Here is an 18,340-nt window from a genome sequence, read left to right on the forward strand (position 1 = left end):
ACCAAATTCGCATTGTTATTTAGAAGTATTACTATGCTATAATTCTTTTAATTGAGATTAAAAAAAGCTTTCTACTACATAGTAAAATGGAAGCTCTCTCATCCGAAATGGGTGAGAGTTTCTTTGTAGTGCTTTTGAATGGGTAATTAATTCCTTTCATAAGCAACCAAATCAAATATTATCAGTCTATTTACTGGGGGTTATATGATGGAAGAATCAGAGAAATATGGACTTGACGAGAAGGGGTCTTCAAGGCGTAAATTCCTTAGAAATTCTGGAGTAGCAGCTGGCGGGGTAGTAGTTGGTAGTGTGCTTGGAGGCTTAATTGGTTTTGGTGGTGAAAAACAGCACCAAGCACCAAAAACTGAGCACGAACATGCCGCTCCTGCAGCAAATCCAAATGCTGCATTAATGTTTTTCACACCTGATCAGTACCAAACTACAATTGCTGCAACAGAGCGGATTTTCCCTGCAGATGAGAATGGACCAGGTGCAGCTGATTTAAATGTAGCTATTTATATTGACCATCAATTGGCGAGTCCTTGGGGAATTAATGCAAAGGACTATATGTTAGGTGCATTTTATAAAGCAGAGGCCACTCAACAGGAACAAGTACGTATTTTACGGAAAGATTTATTCTTATTGGGGTTAAAGGGACTGGATGACTATAGTGGGAATAAATTTGACAGTAAATTTACTTCATTAGAAGGCGAACAGCAGGATGAGATTTTGACCGAGTTTGAAAATGGGGAATACAAACTTTCCGGCGTATCGAGCAGTATTTTCTTTGACTTGCTTCGTATATTAACGATCGAAGGTGCGTACGCAGATCCAATGTATGGCGGGAACAAAGACATGGAAGGCTGGGCAATGCGCAAATTCCCGGGTTCTCGAATGAACTATAACAATGAAGTGGTAAGCAAAGAATTTATTGAATTGGAACCTGAAAGTTTACAAAGCCATATGGGGCACTAAATTGAAGAGGGACTTGAAGAAAGGAATTGACAAACATGAGCACAAAACTACCTAAAGTGCCTGCGGTTATTGTTGGAATGGGATGGGCAGGAGGCATTATTGCTTCTGAACTGACAAAAGCAGGAATTAAAGTTGTAGGCATTGAGCGTGGGAAAGAGCGAACTACAAATGACTATTTAATGGGACATGATGAGCTTCGCTTTCAACATCGAACAGAATTAATGCAAGACTTATCGAAAGAAACCATTACACATCGTAATGATCCCAATATGCGTGCACTTCCAATGCGCAGTTACGGAACATTTATTGTTGGAGATGGTGTTGGTGGAGCAGGAAGTCACTGGAATGGTCAAACCTATCGATTTCTTCCATATGATTTTGAAATTAAATCCTTGACTGAAGAGAAATATGGCACAAATAAACTAGGTTCAGAGTATACATTACAGGACTGGGGAATTACATACGATGAAATTGAGCCATATTATGATACATTCGAAAAAATGGCTGGGATTTCTGGTGAAACGGTAGAAATGTATGGACACCGTTCAAATCCTTATCCAACAGGACCAATGGTGAAGACACCTACTTTTGAATTGTTTGAGGAAGCAACGAAAAAATTAGGCTATCATCCGTATATGTTGCCATCAGCTAACCTATCGGAAAACTATACGAATCCTGATGGTATCTCACGATCAGCATGTCAATACTGTGCATTCTGTGAAAACTTTGGGTGTGAGTATGGAGCGAAGGCCGATCCAGTAGTTACGGTTATCCCGGTTGCTAAGGAAACAGGTAACCTCGATCTTCGAACACATTCCAATGTAACGCGCATTTTAAATGATGGAACAAAAGCAACAGGAGTTGTTTATGTAAATACAATTACTGGTGAAGAATTTGAACAGCCAGCTGATGTTGTTATTGTAACAAGCTATGTATTTAATAATGTTCGTTTACTATTAAACTCTAACTTAGGTACACCATATAACCCAGAGACTGGGGAAGGATCAATTGGCAAAAACTATTGCTATCAAGTAAGTGCAGGTGCTACTACGTTATTCTATGAGGATAAAGCGTTTAATAACTATGCTGGGGCTGGGGCCTTAGGAATTGAAATTCCTGATTTCGCTGGAGATAACTTTGACCATTCAGATGTAAACTTTATTCATGGTTCAGGGATTCGCATGACGCAATATGGCAACCGACCAATTGCCATTAATCAAGTACCAAGCGGAACACCGTCATGGGGAGCAGAGTTTAAAAAGCAATCGATTAAATACGCAAATAGTACGTTACAGGTGAAATCACAAGGTGCAAGCATGCCACATAAAGACAATTATCTTGATCTTGATCCTGAGTATAAAGATGCATATGGCATGCCATTATTACGCATGACATATGACTATACCGAACAAGATAAAGAATTAGTAAAATATATGTCTAAAGTAACTCGTAAAATTGCGGAGAAAATTGGCGCGGATCATTATGAAACTACTGAAGAACAAGCAGCCTTTAATGTGAATGTGGATACAAATACTCATAACACTGGTGGCGTAATTATGGGGGCTGATTCGAAAACATCGGCAGTAAACTCTTATTTACAAATGTGGGAAGCCGAGAATGTATTTGTTATTGGTGCTTCCGCATTTCCGCATAACAGTTCATTTAACCCGACAGGTACGATTGGTGCGCTATCTTACAGAGCTTCAGAAGGCATTATAAAATATCTTAAAGATGGTGGCGGATCACTCGTTTAATTGTTGATTAGAATATATTCCCCAAAATATTTCACTGTGTGACAGCTGTTGTAGTGCAAGTATTAATATATTAGAATTAAAAGCACTTTCTTTTTTTGTGAAAAAAGAAAGTGCTTTTGCCTTATCCATATTAGAATGCAGCAGTCCAGCCGCCATCAACTGTAAGAACTGTTCCATTTACAAAGCTCGCTTCATCTGTAGCAAGGAAAAGTGCAGCATTTGCAATCTCTTCTGGTTCCCCAACTTTCGGAATAACACCTTGAACTGTTTTGGTTCGCTCCATCCCAAACGGATTAATATTTTTCATGGAAGCAGAAATATTTGTATTTACTGCACCAGGAGCGATTGCATTGCAGCGGATACCCTTTTGTGCGTACATATAACCTGTGTTCTTCGTTAAACCAACAACTGCATGCTTGGAAGCACCATAGGTTGCTCCCGCATGTGCCCCATTTAAGCCACCTGTTGATGCGATATTCACAATGACACCAGCGCCTTGCTTAAGGAATAACGGAATTGCTTTACGCATCGAACGCATAACACCTTTCGTATTTACATCGAATATTAAATCCCAGCGTTCGTCCGTAATGTCAGCAACTGGCTCAAACCCATCCATAATTCCTGCATTATTTACTAAAATATCTAATTTACCGTATTCATTAACAGCTGTATCAATCATGTGATCAATATCTCCTTGGTTTGCCACATTAACCTGAACGGCCACAGCAACCCCATTATCTGCAATGATTTCTTTTACAACTTCTTCAGCACCTTCAAAATTAAGGTCAGCTACAACTACTTTAGCACCTTCCTTAGCATATAACTTCGCAATTGCTTTTCCCATACCTGAAGCAGCACCAGTTACAATCGCAACTTTTTCTTGTAATTTCATTTAATTTCCTCCTTCATATTGATGAAGATAATGAACACCTGTACAATAAAATTATATATGGTCTAATAAGAAAGCGCAATCAACAGAAAATCGAGAAATGCTGATTAATATACGCTTATTAAGAAATATGTTGATTAAAGGTGGAGAAAAAGTGAAAAAAGATTTACGTATTATAAAGACTGAGGAAAGCTTGCGAAAGGCACTGCTCACACTATTAAAAACAAAGACTTTAGAAACAATAACAATTTCAGAGCTATGTAGGTTGGCGCAAATTAATCGAGGGACCTTTTATCTGCATTATCGTGATGTCCATGATGTGTTTCGTCATTACTTTGAAGTGATTGTGGAAGATTTTAGAAAGGCATATGAGAAACCATATTTGAATACAAATTTTAATATAAATAATATGACACCTGATATGATTGATATTTTTAATCATGTAAAAAAATATAAAGCATTTTATCAGATTATATTTGATGGAAAATCTCCAATGACTTATTATTATCTCGTCTTTGATACAATTCGTAAATTTATGGAAGAATCCTTGAGCATAGATAATAATGCAGTGTATTTGGATGTTGACTTCGATTACCTCATAAGCTACCACGCCAATGCAATAATCGGAATTATCATTGAGTGGCATAAACAAAACTATACAACACCGATAGAGATACTGAATGAGCAGCTAATCAAGCTCATAACAAACACTAGGTCATATAGGTGATCATCTTGAACCTTTAATAGGGTTGAGGAGGTATGAAGAAGTATAAGCATTGTGACTTCTATAAAAAAAGGCCCCCGTGGAGAAGGGGGGAGGCTTGTTCTTTCAGTAACGTGCATTTTGTTCTTAATTGACCTGTTCCTTCACAATGTCAATAAACAGCTTGGTCGCTCGCGAAACGTGCTGTAGTGAAATAGCAGCTAATGCGATATTTCGACGATAATCGGTCAAAATTGGACGAGCGTATTTCCACATTTCCGTATCTTTTATAGCAAGTTCAGGGAGTATGGATAAACCAAGCCTTTCTTGAATCATTCCGAGCATTGTATTTAAGTTTGAAACGGTATATTTTTGATGATAGGGAAGTCCTTTATCGATAAATAGTTGTTCAATCGCTTTTGGATCTCCCCACTTACCAACAATCAATGATTCATTTGATAGATCTGACAACGTAATTAATGACTTTTTAAGTAAATGATGTTCAGGAGGAAATACTGCCATATATTTATCTTCCACTAATGGAATAATATCCAGGCTGCTATGTGGAGAGTAAATAAATCCAATATCAACCATACGTGATGTGATCCAGTTAAAAACTTCTTCGACAGACCCTTCAAATAATTCGATGGTTATATTCGGATATTTTTGCTGGATTGCCTGAATAATCTTAGGCAGAAAACGTGCGGATACATCGGGAAAACCAGCGACTTTGATTGTGCCAGTTTCAAGACCTTTTTCTGCCGCAACCTCCTGATCAATTATTTTAAGGCTGTTTTCAATCGTACGGATTTGCAGAAGAATCTTTTCACCGATGTCTGTCAGAATGAGTCCCCTTGATTTATCTCGGATCAATAGTGACACACCAAGTTCAGCCTCAAGACTGGAAACAGCCTGACTGACAGCTGGTTGTGTCATTTTTAAGGCTTGACCTGCCTTCGTGAAATTGCCGATTTCAATAACTTTTGAAAAAATATGAAGCTGTGTAATAGTGGCCATATGTCTTGTTTATTCCCTTCATCAATTTCTAGTGCATTATATTGTATACTAAAAGCAGAAAGTTTTACGAAAATAATCATACGCAGTCATACACGCTATGAATGATAACCGTGCATTTTTCTTTATTTTAGTATATTATGGCTAACGGTAGAAGTAAATGAGATGCTTAAAATCAGATTTTTGTTAAAGAAATGAAGTTAGGGGAGGGAATAGCAAGATGATAGTTGATGGAAGATATCGAAAAAATATTTATCCTGGGCAAAAAGCAGAAATCGTATTGAAGCAAAATCAACGCACAGGAAAAACAACGGCAGGAGTTGTGAAAGATCTTTTGACAAAATCAGAATTTCATCCACATGGAATTAAAGTTAGATTAGAGGACGGTCAAGTTGGACGAATCCATGTAAAATAGGGATGACTTAACTAGAGGAACCGCTTCCAAAAAGACGACACGATCCACCTGAAAAGCGATATTCTAATTGACTTTGATTTCTTTCAATTGTAGACTATAGGTAATGTCATTTAATATTTATGGGGTGAAAGTTATGATTTTGGCAGTTTTTACAATCGGGGGAATTTTAACAATCGTAACACTTCTTGCAAACGTTCTACTTGTTAAAATGACCGCAAAAGAATCAAGGTCTTGCTATTATCCAAATATCTTCTTAGTGATTGTTGGATTATTACTACTAGGAGTAGCATCGATTGCTCCTAAAGTAGACATACTAGGAGCAGGATTTGGTGGTTGGGGAATTGCAGCATTATTCTCAGCAGCAATTGGATTTATTATTACATCAATTATTGACGCTTACCAAAATGTAACTGCATAAAAAACACAGCATCTTTTGAAAGATGCTGTGTTTTTTACTTTAAATAAGTCATTCCATCACGTTGTTCCACTTTACCTTCTTTTAAAAGTTTGCCTAAAGCTCGTTTAAATGCTGCCTTGCTGATACGAAATGTTCCACGGATGTCTTCTGGATCACTCTTATCGTTAAAGGGAATAACACCATTGTTTTCTTCCAAATGTGCTAAAATGCTCGTAGCATCTTCTCCGATACTATCCTGTTTTAATGGGCGAAGGGAAACATTTAATGTTCCATCTTCCTTCACATCAATCACACGCCCATGAACGAATTCACCGAGTCTTGGCTCTTCTTTACGTTCTGTATGATGAATGAATCCGCGATAATCATCTTCGGTTATAATAGCGGATCCTTCTTTGCTTGTATGATAAACGGTTCCGCTTATCGGCTGATTGTATAGTTCTTCTGGTGCTAGTTCGATTTCTCTAGCAATGACACCCTCCGTAGCAGGTATTGCAAGCAGACGTCCATTTTGATCTTTACCTAGAGTAATAAAAAGTTTATCTCCTGGATTTGGCCAAACAGCTTCGAATAATGGAAGGTCGTCAACAGATACTAGCATTTCCTTTGCGATACCAATGTTAACAAAAGCTCCTAATTTAGGAATAACTTCTACTACTTCAGCCCAATCATAGACATCCATTTGAACGGATGGCAATGTCGCTGTAGCTGCAATGTTTCCTTTTTTGTCATTATAGAGAAAAACATCAATTTCTCTTCCTTCGTCGTAAGTATGATTGGCTTCATTATGATGTAAAAGCGCCTCTTGTCCGTTTTTTTCTAATACATAGCCGGTGTCAATTTTTCGAGAAACAGTCATTGTTTGTACCTTGCCTATTGGTAATGTATGCATATATTTACCTACTTTCATTCTTTTCTAAAGTGTCCTAAATGTGCGCAATCCTAGTATGTATTGGAAAAGGAGTACCCTCATTATTAAGAGTACCCCTTTGATTTAAAAGTAACACATAAGTTTAATTTTATTTTATTATCCCGATTGTTTCGGGTGGGAAATTCTTGTTCATCAGCTATTAATTGATAGCGTGAGAAAGTGTATTACTTGTTTTATTCAATAAAGTTATTTTTCAAAAACGTAGTATTTACCAAGTCTTCTATGCAAATATTCATTGCAATATACAGATAGCAGCATTTATTCTTTTCTATCTGCCAAGAATTTCACTTAACCGCGGTACGTGTTCCACTGGATGTCCTCTAACTTAAGCAACGTAGCCCTACCTGCTCTACGTCCTTGCGACCCCTAAGTCGCGCCAGTGTGAATAAGCATCTTCAAAAACATTGTAGAATGCCAGAATTACTTATTTGTTACTAGATGAGTAATCATACCATGCATGAGTACTTCTGTCAAATCATAATTTTACACCTGAACGAAGGGGCAAGGAGCTTACGATAAAAAAGGGAGACACGATGAAATATTAGATGCTAGAAAATAAGATAAATAGTCTTTCATTCTAGAAGTGCCAAAAATTGTGATAAACTAGTGAATAGTTCTAATAAAATGGAGATGTCATGGATGAGTTTATTTCTGAATATTATTGTACCGATTATGGCAGTTTTTGCTTCAGGTTTTATATTGCAACGAATTCGTATTCTAGATGTAAGGTCGGTATCAGCTATTTCGCTTTACATATTGTCACCAGCACTTATATTTGTAACCTTATATGATACTGAGTTTAATAGTGGCTATATGGTGATTGTAGTTTACATGCTTGTATTATTTTACATAATGGTTGCCATCAATAAAATATTGGCAAAAATATTCAAATGGGATCCAAACACAGAAAGTGCTTCGATTCTAGCTTCAGGTTTTATGAATTCAGGTAATTATGGTTTGCCTGTTGTACTGTATACAGTAGGAAACGCTGCATTACCGTATGCTATTTTCATAATGGTTGTTCAAGCATTACAAAATAACTTTTTTGGTGTTTATTATGCTTCCAGAAGTAAAAGTGGTTTTCGACGCGCGTTTGAGAATGTATTGAAAATGCCTACTACTTATGCGGCGGTTTTGGCATTTGTTTTCCAGTTTTTTTCTGTTGAAATTCCTGATTCGGTTCATTCGACATTAGACATGGTTGGAAGTGCGGCTATTCCGGTAATGATGATTATGCTTGGAATGCAGTTAGCTTCGATAACAGCACTGAAACTTAATTGGCAGGTTGTTATTTCTGCAGTGACATTGAAAATGATTGCTGCTCCGATAATTGGGATAATCTTTGTTTCAATTCTTGATGTAGATCCAGTAATTGCCGCTGTTATCATTATCATTTCTGCAATGCCAACGGCTGCTACAACAACAATGTACGCCATTGAGTTTGATACAGAACCAGACCTAGTTTCAAGTATTACATTCATTGCAACATTAGTTAGTATTGTAACACTTAGTATTCTGTTAAATATCATTGTTTAATTTAGATGTTTGGTATGGAATTATAAGGGGAAACTTCTTATTAAGCTCAGGCATTCCAGAAAAGGGAGATTAATATGATTCGAACAATACTAATGATAATTGGAGCAATAGTAGTAATCGGGTTTATTATTTCATTGCTTTAATGAAAAAAGAATAAACACGTGACTTGCCCGAAGACAATTTGTCTCGGGCATTTTCGCGTTGTGTTCATGTTAAGGATTAAGTGATTAAGTTTACTCGTATTCATTATGATTTTTGCTATAATTGAAAAAAAGGTAAATAGGGAGGTTGTTCCGGATGGATTTAGAATTAAAAGGAAAGTCAGTGATTATAACAGCAGGAAGCAAAGGACTTGGGAGGGCAATTGCAAAAGAGTTTGCAAAGGAAGGTGCTCATGTTTTATTAAGTAGCAGGGATGAAGAAGCATTGCATCTTGCAGTTCAGGAAATTAAGCAGGAAACAGGAAATGAACAGGTTGATTATACTGTTTGCGATATGAAGGATTCAGAGGCGATTGATCGACTTGTTGAAAAAGCATTGTCCTGGAATGGTACGATTGATGTGCTCATTAATAATGCAGGAGGACCACCAGCGGGTTCATTCATGGATATGTCTGATGATGATTGGTATCACGCATTTGAATTAAATCTGCTCAGCTTTGTCCGAACAATAAGAGCAGTCGTTCCATTCATGCAAAAACAAAACCGTGGTCATATTGTAAATCTTGCATCATCATCTATTAAACAAAGCCTAGACCAATTAGTACTATCGAATACAATGCGTCCAGGTATTGTTGGGCTTTCTAAAACATTGGCACAGGAATTAAGTGCTGATAATATTTTAGTCAATACAGTTGGTCCGGGAACGGTTGAAACGGATCGGATACTTGAGCTATACAAGGTGAGAGCGGAAAAGCGTCAAGTAAGTGTTGAAACAATCATAGAAGAGACGGAGAATCAGATTCCAATGAAGCGATTCGGCCAGCCAGAGGAGTTTGCGAAAGCAGTTGTCTTCTTAGCATCTGGTGCAAATACATACATTACAGGACAATCTCTCATTATTGACGGTGGACAAGTGAAAGCATTATAAATGGACGTCAAAGAGGATCAGGTGATTGAGCCTGATCCATCTTTGGCAGATAAGAAAGTTTAAACTTTTTTATCCGCAACTAAGGCATTCGATGAAAAGGCTTGGCAAATGCCTTGGTTTTCTAATGATTGCACGTTTATCAGGCATTTGGAATGACCCTTAAAAAATATTAAAAATCCCGATCGCAATTAAAATAACGGGTGGCAGAAAGGTTAGGCGCTGCAGTTTCTCTTGCTGTGATAAAAAAATTCCTAGCTTCATACCGAAAAATAAAAAGAAACCACTCATACACGCTGTAAGAACGGCAGTCAGTGCAGGGGAATACCCAAGCATTGATGCGCCAATTCCAGCACCAAATGCATCAAGTGCAAGTGCTAAGCCAAGCAGGAATGCTTCTCCGGCTGAAATGGACCCGGATTGATCTAAATCAGCTTTATCAGGTGTTGTCATTACGGTTTTAATATCTTCTATTCTAGTCGTGTGAGCCTTATTAGTAGAAGTCGCATTTATTAATTTTGCTCGGATAACATTAATGAATGAAAATAAACCGATCGCGATTAAGATAATACCTCCAAGGATCTTTGCCACTTCTTTTGAGATAAAAAAGCTAAGCAAATCGCCAACCAGCATGGATGTATAAACTATAATACCTGAACAGAGCATGATGATGATTAATGCAATCACAGGTACTTTAATTTTTCGCAGTCCATAAGTGATTCCTACGCCGAATCCATCTAAACTAACTGCTGTAACTAATAAGAGTAATCCAGTATAATAAAGCATCTAACCATATCCTTTACAAGGTTCTAGATTATAGTATGGAAAGGATGGTTACGTTGTGCTTGCGGCAGTTATGCCTGCACGAAAGAGTTAATTTGTGATAAAGTATCTTTAGATGTTTCCTTCATTTCATAACGAAACAAGTAAGTGAAATCCGAATGGATCGTTCATATAGAGAGGATTTTTTGATGAGTAAAATAGTTGTATTAGCAGAGAAACCATCCGTTGGTCGTGACATTGCAAGGGTGCTTGGATGTACGAAAAAGGGGAATGGTTATTTTGAAGGTTCAAGGTATATTGTAACATGGGCGCTTGGTCATCTGGTTACATTGGCAGATCCAGAAGTCTATGATGATAAATATAAAACGTGGCGTATGGAAGATTTGCCAATGCTCCCGCCGAAATTAAAGCCAGTCGTTATTAAGAAGACAGGTAAACAATTTCAGGTTGTCAAATCCCAATTAACACGCAAGGACGTCAGTGAAGTCGTTATTGCTACTGATGCCGGACGTGAAGGGGAGCTGGTGGCCCGCTGGATTTTGGAGAAAGCCCGAATTAAAAAGCCGACTAAACGTCTATGGATTTCCTCGGTTACGGATAAAGCGATACGTGAAGGTTTTAAAAATCTCAAGCCTGGTGCAAAGTATGTGCATCTGTATGAATCGGCAGTTGCAAGGTCTGAAGCTGATTGGTATGTTGGTCTGAATGCAACACGTGCATTAACGACAAAGCATAATGCCCAATTGTCCAGTGGGCGAGTTCAAACGCCAACACTAGCGATGATTGCTGCAAGAGAGCAGGAAATCAAAGAGTTTAAGCCGAGGGCATTCTACGGTATCGAAGCAAAAACAGACAAAGGATTTAAATTAACTTGGCTGGATGAAAAAAATAATTCGCGTATTTTTTCTGAAGATAAAGCAAACCTTTTGCTTAATCAATTGAAAAATGAGTCCGCAACTGTTGTCCAAGTTGATAGGCAGCATAAGAAAAAATTTGCCCCACAGCTTTATGATTTGACGGAATTACAGCGAGAAGCCAATCGGATTTTTAATTTCTCTGGAAAACAGACGTTGTCGATTATGCAAAAGCTTTATGAGCAGCATAAGGTTTTGACATATCCACGGACCGATTCACGCGTTATTTCTTCAGATATTGTTCCTACATTAAAGGATCGCGTAAAAGCTTGTGGCGTAGATGAGTACGCAAAATCAGCTGCGAAAATTTTAAAAAAGGATTTGAAGCTTTCCAAGGCAGTTGTCGATAATGCGAAGGTATCGGATCACCACGCGATTATCCCCACGGAACAGCCGGTTCTGTTAGCGGATTTAGATGATAAGGAAATTAAAATCTATGATCTTGTTGTGAAACGTTTTTTAGCGGTGCTTTCAGATGCCTATGAATATGAACAAACAACAATTACAGCTGAAATTGGACCAGAGCGTTTTACTGCGAAAGGAAAAGTGATTAAAAAGCTCGGTTGGAAAGAAGTCTACAATAACCGAAGAAGTGAAGATGATCTTCAAGATGACCAACGTTTACCAGTTATGCATAAAGGTGATAAGCTAACGGATATCCGTATTTCTCGTACGGAAGGAGAAACGAAGCCGCCAGAACGATTTACAGAGGGTGCCTTATTACAGGCGATGGAAAATCCAGTTCGTTATATGAGCTCGGATGAAAAACATTTGGCAAAAACAATTAATCAAACAGGCGGTATTGGAACGGTAGCGACAAGAGCGGATATTATTGAGAAGTTATTTAATAATATGTACATGGAGCTAAAAGGAAAATATATTTATTTAACTCCTACAGGTCGTCAGCTGCTTGATCTTGTGCCAGAAGATTTGCGTTCTCCGGCCTTGACTGCGGAATGGGAGCAGAAGCTAGCCTTAATTGCAGAAGGCAAGCTTGCAAAGGATAAATTTATTTCTGAAATAAAAACCTATACGAAACAAGCTGTTCAGGAGATTAAAAATACTGGGGACACGTTCAAGCATGATAATATGACGGGAACGAAATGCCCTAGTTGTGGAAAGCTCATGTTGGAAATTAAGAATAAGCATGGACGTAAACTCGTTTGCCAAGATCGTTCTTGTGGGCATAAGAAAAATATTGCCAAACAAACGAATGCCCGCTGTCCAAACTGCCATAAACGTATGGAACTTCGCGGTGAAGGAGAAGGGCAAATGTTTATATGCAAATGTGGACACAGAGAAAAACTTTCCACATTTAATGCACGTAAACAAGAAGAGAAAAAACATAAAGTATCGAAAAAAGATGTAAATAAGTATTTGAAAAAGCAGGATGATGGCTTTAAGAACAATGCACTCGCTGATGCGTTGGCAAAGCTGAAGAAATAGAGGTTTAGGGATAGCTTACAGTAGATAAGCTATCCCTTTTTTGTGTGTTGTGATTTAATACTTCTTTTCTTCCAAAACATTATGATATTCATCTTGTATTTCGACAATGCTTGGTGTGTTTTCCTGTGCCAATTGTTCTGCTGCCTCAATGGCTTCTGACTTAGTGTCGTAGACTTCCTCTGGTGCAACGTCCTCCAATTTTACAAACCAAGCACTTGCATCTACATTTGGTGTGACACTATACGTTTTCAATTAAAAAACTCCTTTATTTCTTAAGTTATAATTTATTTTCCCATTTGTATTGAAACTAAAACATCATCAACTTTATATAAACAAAATATATACAACAGGTTAAAAATTCTGTATAATCCATTTTAACGGAATATTAAAGGTAATTTTCCGTAAATGAGTTATATTTTTGGAGGTAGATTAATGCAACGAAAGTTAGACACATATTTGAAGCAAGTGGAACAGGAAATTATCGCTAACCGACGTCATTTGCATCAATATCCAGAGCTTAGTAATCAAGAGGTCAAAACATCCCACTATATTCAACAGAAGCTAACAGATTATGGAATTCCCTTTAAAACTGGCTTTGCCGAACATGGGGTTTTGGGGATTATTAAAGGTAAAGATTCCGATAACATCGTTGCGTTACGTGCAGACATCGACGCATTACCAATACAGGAATTAAATGAAGATGATTTTGTATCTAAACACCCAAATGTGATGCATGCCTGTGGACATGATGCTCATACAGCTATGTTACTTGGTGCAGGATATGTTCTTCAGCAACTAAAGGAGGAGATTAACGGAACAGTGCTGCTTGTTTTTCAACCGGCAGAAGAAGCATCACCAAAAGGTGGAGCGCAGGTCATGATGGAGGATGGTGTATTTGATACATACAAGCCGGATGTAATTTTTGGCCAGCATGTGTGGCCATATATGCCAACGGGTACTGTCGGTGTGCATGACCGGGAAGTAATGGGAGCGTCAGATCGTTTTAAAATAATTTTAGAAGGGCGAGGTGGTCATGCAAGCATGCCGCATCAAGCAAATGATGCTGTTATAGCAGCAGGGCATTTGATTACTGCATTGCAGACAATCGTTAGTAGAAACCTAGATCCTATGGAGTCTTCTGTTGTTACAATTAGTATGCTGGATGCTGGCAGTGTACCGAACATTATTCCGCGAGAAGTGACGCTGCAAGGATCTGTTCGAACGTATCATTCAGAAATTAGAGAGCGATTAAAAGAACGCTTTTACCAGATTACAAACCAGATTGCGGAAGCCTTTAATACAAAAGCATATATTGAATATACGGATGGGTATCCAGCAACAATTAATACACCACAATGGGCTAAACTTGCCAGAAGTTCTGCTCAGAAGATCCTTGGAGAGAATGCAACACCTTCACAAAAGCCGTCTTTAGCAGGAGAAGATTTTGGAAGATTCCTACATAAATACCCTGGTGCATTTATTTGGCTTGGAACACAATTGGAAGATAAGGAAAAGCAGACACCACTTCATGATGCGAATTTTAAATTGAATGAACGTGCCTTGCCACAGGGAACTAAGCTATTTGTCCAATTTGCAATCGATGCATTACAAAAATTAAATGAGGAGTGAGTATATGTCTGATTTTGTAAGCCATATGGAACCAAAGTTGATTAGTTGGCGACAATCCTTTCATTCATACCCTGAACTTGGTTTTATGGAATATGTAACAACGTACCGTCTTGGAAAAGTTCTAGAGGGACTTGGATTTACGATTCATTTAGGAGAAGAAGCACTAGAGCGTGATGCGAGATTAGGAGTTCCAAATAAAACTGAATTGGATAAACATGAACTCCAAGCAAAAGCAAAAGGAGTGGAAGAGTCCTGGCTTGCTAAAATGCGTGGAGGTCTTACAGGACTTGTAGCAACATGGGATACTGAAAGACCCGGAGACCATGTGGCATTCAGATTTGATATCGATGCCTTACCAATTACGGAAACAAAGGATACGAATCATATACCTGCAAAAGAAGGTTTTCATTCTATGATCGACCAAACCATGCATGCTTGTGGCCATGATGGCCATATGACAATTGGTTTAGGGGTTGCCTCCTACATTGCTGCTTATCAATCAAAATTAAAAGGAAAATTTACGTTATTGTTTCAGCCAGCTGAAGAAGGTGGACGAGGTGCTAAAGCAATGACTGAAAAAGGGTGGTTAGATAATGTCGATTATTTTTATAGCGGACATATTGGCATCCAGTCCTTGCCAATTGGAACCATTGCTGCAACGGTAGATGGATTTCTAGCATCCTCAAAGTTCAATGTCACATTTTCTGGTGTTGCTTCTCATGCAGGAATGCACCCGGAGTTAGGAAAGAATGCTTTGCTCGCTGCTGCAGTATCAGCAACAAATCTTTATACAATTCCTAGGCATAGTGATGGCATTACTCGAATTAATGTTGGGAAAATGGTTGCTGGTAGTGGTAGAAATATAATTCCAAGTGACGCCTTTCTGGAAATGGAGACGAGAGGAGAAACTAAAAAAATTAATGAATATATGCTAACAGAAGCAACCCGAATCATAAAAGCAGCAGCAGACATGCATGACGTGACTTGTGAGATCACTCCTGTCGGTATTACAGAGGAAATGATTTGCAGTGAAGCATTAATACCAACAATAATAGAGGCATGTAAATCAAGTGATTATGTAAAGGAAGTTCTTCCGGTAGCGAAGGTTTCGGGTTCAGAGGATGCAAGCTTTATGATGAATCGTGTACAGCAACAGGGTGGGAAAGCAACTTATTTGTTATTTGGAACAGAGTTGAATTACCCGCATCACCATCAAGCTTTTGATTTTCAAGAAGATGTTCTTCCTATTGCATTGGATGCATTTATCAAAATCATTGAAGGAGGGTCAGGAATTGAGTAATTTGACTAAATGGCTAGAGGACAAACTGCTAGCCCTCAATGTGACGGATACAATGGCACGTCCAGATGGGTTTACGAGGCTTAGCTTTACAAAGGAAGAAAAAGCAGCGCATATCCAATTTGAACAAATCGCTGCTGAACTCGGTTTGAAAACATATCAAGATCAAGCAGGGAACTGCTGGGCTGTTTGGGAGGTTGATCCGTCTGCATCAACAATTGCAATGGGATCGCATTTAGACACCGTTGATTGTGGTGGTGGCTATGATGGGGTTGCAGGTGTGTTAACAGCATTAACTGCTGTTAAAGGATTACAGGACATAGGATTCCACCCGATAAAAAACATCGCTGTCATCTGTTTTATTGCTGAAGAATCTGCCCGATTTGGTGTGTCGACGATTGGAAGCAAAGCAATCACGGGTCAACTAAAACTAAAGGAAATGGAAGCAATTAAAGATCGTAATGGAATTAAAATGAAACAAGCAATGACAGATTATGGACTTGACTGGGAATCTATCGAAGCGGCTGTCCTCTCACTTGATTCATTGGAAAGCTTTATTGAGCTGCACATTGAGCAAGGAATGGAGTTGCAAGAAACAGGTGCAGAAATTGGTATTGTAAAGGGGATCGCGTGCCCAGTAAGACTTGTAATTACTGCAAAGGGAATGGCCAATCACACTGGTACAACCCGGATGCATCAAAGGCAGGATGCTTTTGTAGCCATTGCACCACTCGTAAATTTTGTACAGGAGGAAGCACTAAAAGTAAATGAAAAAAGTGAAGTTCCACTTGTAGCTACAGTAAGTACAATCCGTTTACATCCAAACGCAATGAATGTAATCCCTGGAGAAGTTGAACTTGGTATTGATATACGAAGTGTTGACGATAGATTAAAACGGGATTTCGCTGAAAATATTCGTACTTTTGTTTCTGAGCTTGAAGTGAAAAAGCAAATTAGGATTGGCGTAAAGACGCTTGTAGATAATGATTCAGTCAAGATGGATAACATAATGCATGCAAAATTAACCCAAGCAAGTAAAACAATTGGGTATGAAACATTGTCAATGAATAGCGGGGCTGGTCATGATGTAATGAATATGGCGGCGAACTGGCCAGCAGGTTTAATTTTTATTCCGTGTAAAGATGGATTAAGTCATCATCCACGTGAATTTGCATCGATAGAAAGTCTTGAAAAAGGAACAAAGGTTATGATGACATTCTTACAACAGGAAGCAGGAGAACCAATATGAAAGTAAGAATTGGGGTCATCGGTCCTGCTGATTCTGTAAATCAAATTATGACTGTTGCAAAGGAATTTAGCGATACATCAATTGTCCCATTTACCTATGAATCGCTCGAGGAAATAGACGAAATATTGAAGAATAATAAAAATCAATTTGATCAATGGTTCTTTTCGGGAATAATGAATTTTTCTTATGCAATGGAGCATACGCTTTTGTCAATGGATCATGCAATCTATCCAGATATGAATGGATCAGCTTTTTTAGGGACATTGCTTGAGGCGCAGCTTGATGAGGATAAGGTCTATAAAAAAATAAGCATTGATACGATTGAAAATGAAGAAATAGACAAGTTATTATCCTTTTATCAGTTACACTCCATGATTTATAATAATATTCCTTTCCAAGGATATGAACATAACGAAAAGCAAATTGCTTTTCATGAGGAACTATATGAAAAAGGTAAATCGGAAGTTGCTATTACATTTATTCGTTCTACTTATATCGCTTTGAAAGAGAAAGGAATTCCTGTTTACAGGGTAATGCCATCCTATTTATCGATCGAACAATCGTTTAGACTATTAATTCAACGGGCGCTATCCAGTCGCTATAAAAATGCCCAATTGGCTGTAATCGGGTGCAATGTAGTGTTTAATACGAATGAAGAAGCGATGTATTATTCGTTCAAAATGAAACATAAAGAACTCGAATTGCGGAAAACATTGCTTTTTTTAACAGAAAAAATAAATGGATCATTAATGCAGCTAGGTGATGGATTATTTTTTATATTTACAACCCGGGGAGAAATTGATGATCAATTCGAAGTGGCGATATTTGAAATAATGGAGGATGTTAAAGTCCAGGAGAATATTCAATTGACTATCTCGATTGGATTTGGTGAAACAGTATCCCAAGCAGAAGACCATGTAAGACTAGGATTCCACCAACTGGAAACAGAGAAATCAACATCCATTATTATTGTCGATGAAGACCAGTCAATCACAAAAAAGAATGCAGATAATGAAACAATTGCATTTAAAACGATGGAGTTAGATGAGGAATGGCAAGAAAAAATTAGACACAGTGGTGTAAGTCCAAGTATCGTTTCAAAGATAAGAGCTTATTCAAGAAAATATAATCGATATGAATTTACAGCTAGTGATGTGGCCAGGTGGCTGAAAAGCACAGAAAGAAATGGGAGAAGGATTGTCAGCCTGCTAGAAAAGGCTGCAATTACAGAGCAATGTGGAGAGGTGCAATCAAATGTACGAGGCAGGCCCAAAAAAGTATTTCGTTTTTGTGCATTGAAATAA

Annotated in this window: 18 protein-coding genes; 12 read left to right on the forward strand and 6 right to left on the reverse strand. The window is 38.1% G+C overall.

The genetic code is table 11. From position 1 onward, the window contains the following. Positions 1-204: 204 nt before the first annotated feature. Entirely contained in the window at positions 205-975 is a 771-nt protein-coding gene (locus NYE61_RS20210; RefSeq protein WP_339316480.1) for a gluconate 2-dehydrogenase subunit 3 family protein, read from the forward strand. 35 nt (positions 976-1,010) lie between these two features. Beyond that, on the forward strand, positions 1,011-2,729 hold the full coding sequence (locus NYE61_RS20215) for a GMC family oxidoreductase (RefSeq protein ID WP_095310698.1): 1,719 nt from the start codon (positions 1,011-1,013) through the stop codon (positions 2,727-2,729). On the opposite strand, the gene NYE61_RS20220 is transcribed toward NYE61_RS20215, so the two are convergent. Both NYE61_RS20220 and NYE61_RS20225 read right to left on the reverse strand, forming a co-directional pair. Then, positions 2,718-2,885 carry a hypothetical protein gene (locus NYE61_RS20220; RefSeq protein ID WP_339316482.1) on the reverse strand — a complete coding sequence of 56 codons (168 nt, stop codon included), beginning with the start codon at positions 2,883-2,885 and terminating at the stop codon, positions 2,718-2,720. The genes NYE61_RS20215 and NYE61_RS20220 overlap by 12 nt on opposite strands. Continuing rightward, a complete protein-coding gene (locus NYE61_RS20225; protein ID WP_339316484.1) occupies positions 2,860-3,621 on the reverse strand; it encodes an SDR family oxidoreductase in 762 nt (253 codons plus the stop codon). Before NYE61_RS20225 ends, NYE61_RS20220 begins: the two co-directional genes overlap by 26 nt. 151 nt (positions 3,622-3,772) lie before the next feature. Between NYE61_RS20225 and NYE61_RS20230 the strand changes: the two genes are divergently transcribed. Further along, complete coding sequence (locus NYE61_RS20230; protein ID WP_303450444.1) at positions 3,773-4,345, forward strand: TetR-like C-terminal domain-containing protein; 573 nt, start codon at positions 3,773-3,775, stop codon at positions 4,343-4,345. Between the two features lie 123 nt (positions 4,346-4,468). On the opposite strand, the gene NYE61_RS20235 is transcribed toward NYE61_RS20230, so the two are convergent. After that, positions 4,469-5,338: a LysR family transcriptional regulator gene (locus tag NYE61_RS20235; protein ID WP_118889908.1), complete on the reverse strand. Its 870-nt coding sequence runs from the start codon at positions 5,336-5,338 to the stop codon at positions 4,469-4,471. 217 nt (positions 5,339-5,555) lie between these two features. Between NYE61_RS20235 and NYE61_RS20240 the strand changes: the two genes are divergently transcribed. Together NYE61_RS20240 and NYE61_RS20245 are read left to right on the forward strand one after the other, a co-directional pair. After that, positions 5,556-5,750 carry a YwbE family protein gene (locus NYE61_RS20240; protein WP_095310690.1) on the forward strand — a complete coding sequence of 65 codons (195 nt, stop codon included), beginning with the start codon at positions 5,556-5,558 and terminating at the stop codon, positions 5,748-5,750. Between the two features lie 133 nt (positions 5,751-5,883). After that, entirely contained in the window at positions 5,884-6,168 is a 285-nt protein-coding gene (locus NYE61_RS20245; RefSeq protein ID WP_095310688.1) for a hypothetical protein, read from the forward strand. 34 nt (positions 6,169-6,202) lie between these two features. Here NYE61_RS20245 and NYE61_RS20250 read toward each other — a convergent pair whose 3' ends face one another. After that, positions 6,203-7,057: a S1-like domain-containing RNA-binding protein gene (locus NYE61_RS20250; protein WP_339316488.1), complete on the reverse strand. Its 855-nt coding sequence runs from the start codon at positions 7,055-7,057 to the stop codon at positions 6,203-6,205. Between the two features lie 678 nt (positions 7,058-7,735). Between NYE61_RS20250 and NYE61_RS20255 the strand changes: the two genes are divergently transcribed. Then, positions 7,736-8,632 carry an AEC family transporter gene (locus tag NYE61_RS20255; protein WP_095310682.1) on the forward strand — a complete coding sequence of 299 codons (897 nt, stop codon included), beginning with the start codon at positions 7,736-7,738 and terminating at the stop codon, positions 8,630-8,632. A 297-nt stretch (positions 8,633-8,929) separates the two neighbouring features. After that, positions 8,930-9,721 (forward strand): SDR family oxidoreductase, encoded by a 792-nt coding sequence (locus tag NYE61_RS20260; protein ID WP_118889911.1) that lies wholly within the window; start codon positions 8,930-8,932, stop codon positions 9,719-9,721. 159 nt (positions 9,722-9,880) lie between these two features. Here NYE61_RS20260 and ytaF read toward each other — a convergent pair whose 3' ends face one another. Next, complete coding sequence (ytaF, locus tag NYE61_RS20265) at positions 9,881-10,504, reverse strand: sporulation membrane protein YtaF (RefSeq protein ID WP_095310678.1); 624 nt, start codon at positions 10,502-10,504, stop codon at positions 9,881-9,883. 185 nt (positions 10,505-10,689) lie between these two features. Between ytaF and topB the strand changes: the two genes are divergently transcribed. Further along, positions 10,690-12,861, forward strand: a complete 2,172-nt coding sequence (topB, locus tag NYE61_RS20270; RefSeq protein ID WP_095310676.1) for a DNA topoisomerase III — start codon at positions 10,690-10,692, stop codon at positions 12,859-12,861. Positions 12,862-12,915: 54 nt separating this feature from the next. Here topB and NYE61_RS20275 read toward each other — a convergent pair whose 3' ends face one another. Beyond that, positions 12,916-13,113, reverse strand: a complete 198-nt coding sequence (locus NYE61_RS20275; RefSeq protein WP_095310674.1) for a DUF2188 domain-containing protein — start codon at positions 13,111-13,113, stop codon at positions 12,916-12,918. 180 nt (positions 13,114-13,293) lie between these two features. Between NYE61_RS20275 and NYE61_RS20280 the strand changes: the two genes are divergently transcribed. From NYE61_RS20280 to NYE61_RS20295, 4 genes are read left to right on the forward strand one after another with little or no spacing between them, the layout of a single operon-like run. Continuing rightward, positions 13,294-14,490, forward strand: coding sequence for a M20 family metallopeptidase (locus NYE61_RS20280; protein ID WP_303450465.1), 1,197 nt, complete (start codon positions 13,294-13,296; stop codon positions 14,488-14,490). A gap of 4 nt (positions 14,491-14,494) precedes the next feature. Beyond that, on the forward strand, positions 14,495-15,790 hold the full coding sequence (locus tag NYE61_RS20285) for an amidohydrolase (protein ID WP_339316493.1): 1,296 nt from the start codon (positions 14,495-14,497) through the stop codon (positions 15,788-15,790). Then, positions 15,783-17,036: a M20 family metallo-hydrolase gene (locus NYE61_RS20290; RefSeq protein ID WP_118889915.1), complete on the forward strand. Its 1,254-nt coding sequence runs from the start codon at positions 15,783-15,785 to the stop codon at positions 17,034-17,036. Before NYE61_RS20285 ends, NYE61_RS20290 begins: the two co-directional genes overlap by 8 nt. Beyond that, positions 17,033-18,340: a hypothetical protein gene (locus NYE61_RS20295; protein ID WP_339316496.1), complete on the forward strand. Its 1,308-nt coding sequence runs from the start codon at positions 17,033-17,035 to the stop codon at positions 18,338-18,340. The genes NYE61_RS20290 and NYE61_RS20295 overlap by 4 nt, the downstream gene beginning before the upstream one ends.

It is taken from the genome of Oceanobacillus sp. FSL W7-1304 (genome assembly GCF_037969805.1).
Taxonomy (GTDB): Bacteria; Bacillota; Bacilli; order Bacillales; family Amphibacillaceae; genus Oceanobacillus; species Oceanobacillus profundus.

What these genes read in the sequence shown, in the direction of transcription:
- NYE61_RS20210 (WP_339316480.1), top strand. Translation starts at nt 205, where the DNA reads ATGATGGAAGAATCAGAGAAATATGGACTTGACGAGAAGGGGTCTTCA.
- NYE61_RS20215 (WP_095310698.1), top strand. Translation starts at nt 1,011, where the DNA reads ATGAGCACAAAACTACCTAAAGTGCCTGCGGTTATTGTTGGAATGGGA.
- NYE61_RS20220 (WP_339316482.1), bottom strand. Translation starts at nt 2,885, where the DNA reads ATGGCGGCTGGACTGCTGCATTCTAATATGGATAAGGCAAAAGCACTT.
- NYE61_RS20225 (WP_339316484.1), bottom strand. Translation starts at nt 3,621, where the DNA reads ATGAAATTACAAGAAAAAGTTGCGATTGTAACTGGTGCTGCTTCAGGT.
- NYE61_RS20235 (WP_118889908.1), bottom strand. Translation starts at nt 5,338, where the DNA reads ATGGCCACTATTACACAGCTTCATATTTTTTCAAAAGTTATTGAAATC.
- NYE61_RS20240 (WP_095310690.1), top strand. Translation starts at nt 5,556, where the DNA reads ATGATAGTTGATGGAAGATATCGAAAAAATATTTATCCTGGGCAAAAA.
- NYE61_RS20245 (WP_095310688.1), top strand. Translation starts at nt 5,884, where the DNA reads ATGATTTTGGCAGTTTTTACAATCGGGGGAATTTTAACAATCGTAACA.
- NYE61_RS20250 (WP_339316488.1), bottom strand. Translation starts at nt 7,057, where the DNA reads ATGCATACATTACCAATAGGCAAGGTACAAACAATGACTGTTTCTCGA.
- NYE61_RS20255 (WP_095310682.1), top strand. Translation starts at nt 7,736, where the DNA reads ATGAGTTTATTTCTGAATATTATTGTACCGATTATGGCAGTTTTTGCT.
- NYE61_RS20260 (WP_118889911.1), top strand. Translation starts at nt 8,930, where the DNA reads ATGGATTTAGAATTAAAAGGAAAGTCAGTGATTATAACAGCAGGAAGC.
- ytaF (WP_095310678.1), bottom strand. Translation starts at nt 10,504, where the DNA reads ATGCTTTATTATACTGGATTACTCTTATTAGTTACAGCAGTTAGTTTA.
- topB (WP_095310676.1), top strand. Translation starts at nt 10,690, where the DNA reads ATGAGTAAAATAGTTGTATTAGCAGAGAAACCATCCGTTGGTCGTGAC.
- NYE61_RS20280 (WP_303450465.1), top strand. Translation starts at nt 13,294, where the DNA reads ATGCAACGAAAGTTAGACACATATTTGAAGCAAGTGGAACAGGAAATT.
- NYE61_RS20285 (WP_339316493.1), top strand. Translation starts at nt 14,495, where the DNA reads ATGTCTGATTTTGTAAGCCATATGGAACCAAAGTTGATTAGTTGGCGA.
- NYE61_RS20295 (WP_339316496.1), top strand. Translation starts at nt 17,033, where the DNA reads ATGAAAGTAAGAATTGGGGTCATCGGTCCTGCTGATTCTGTAAATCAA.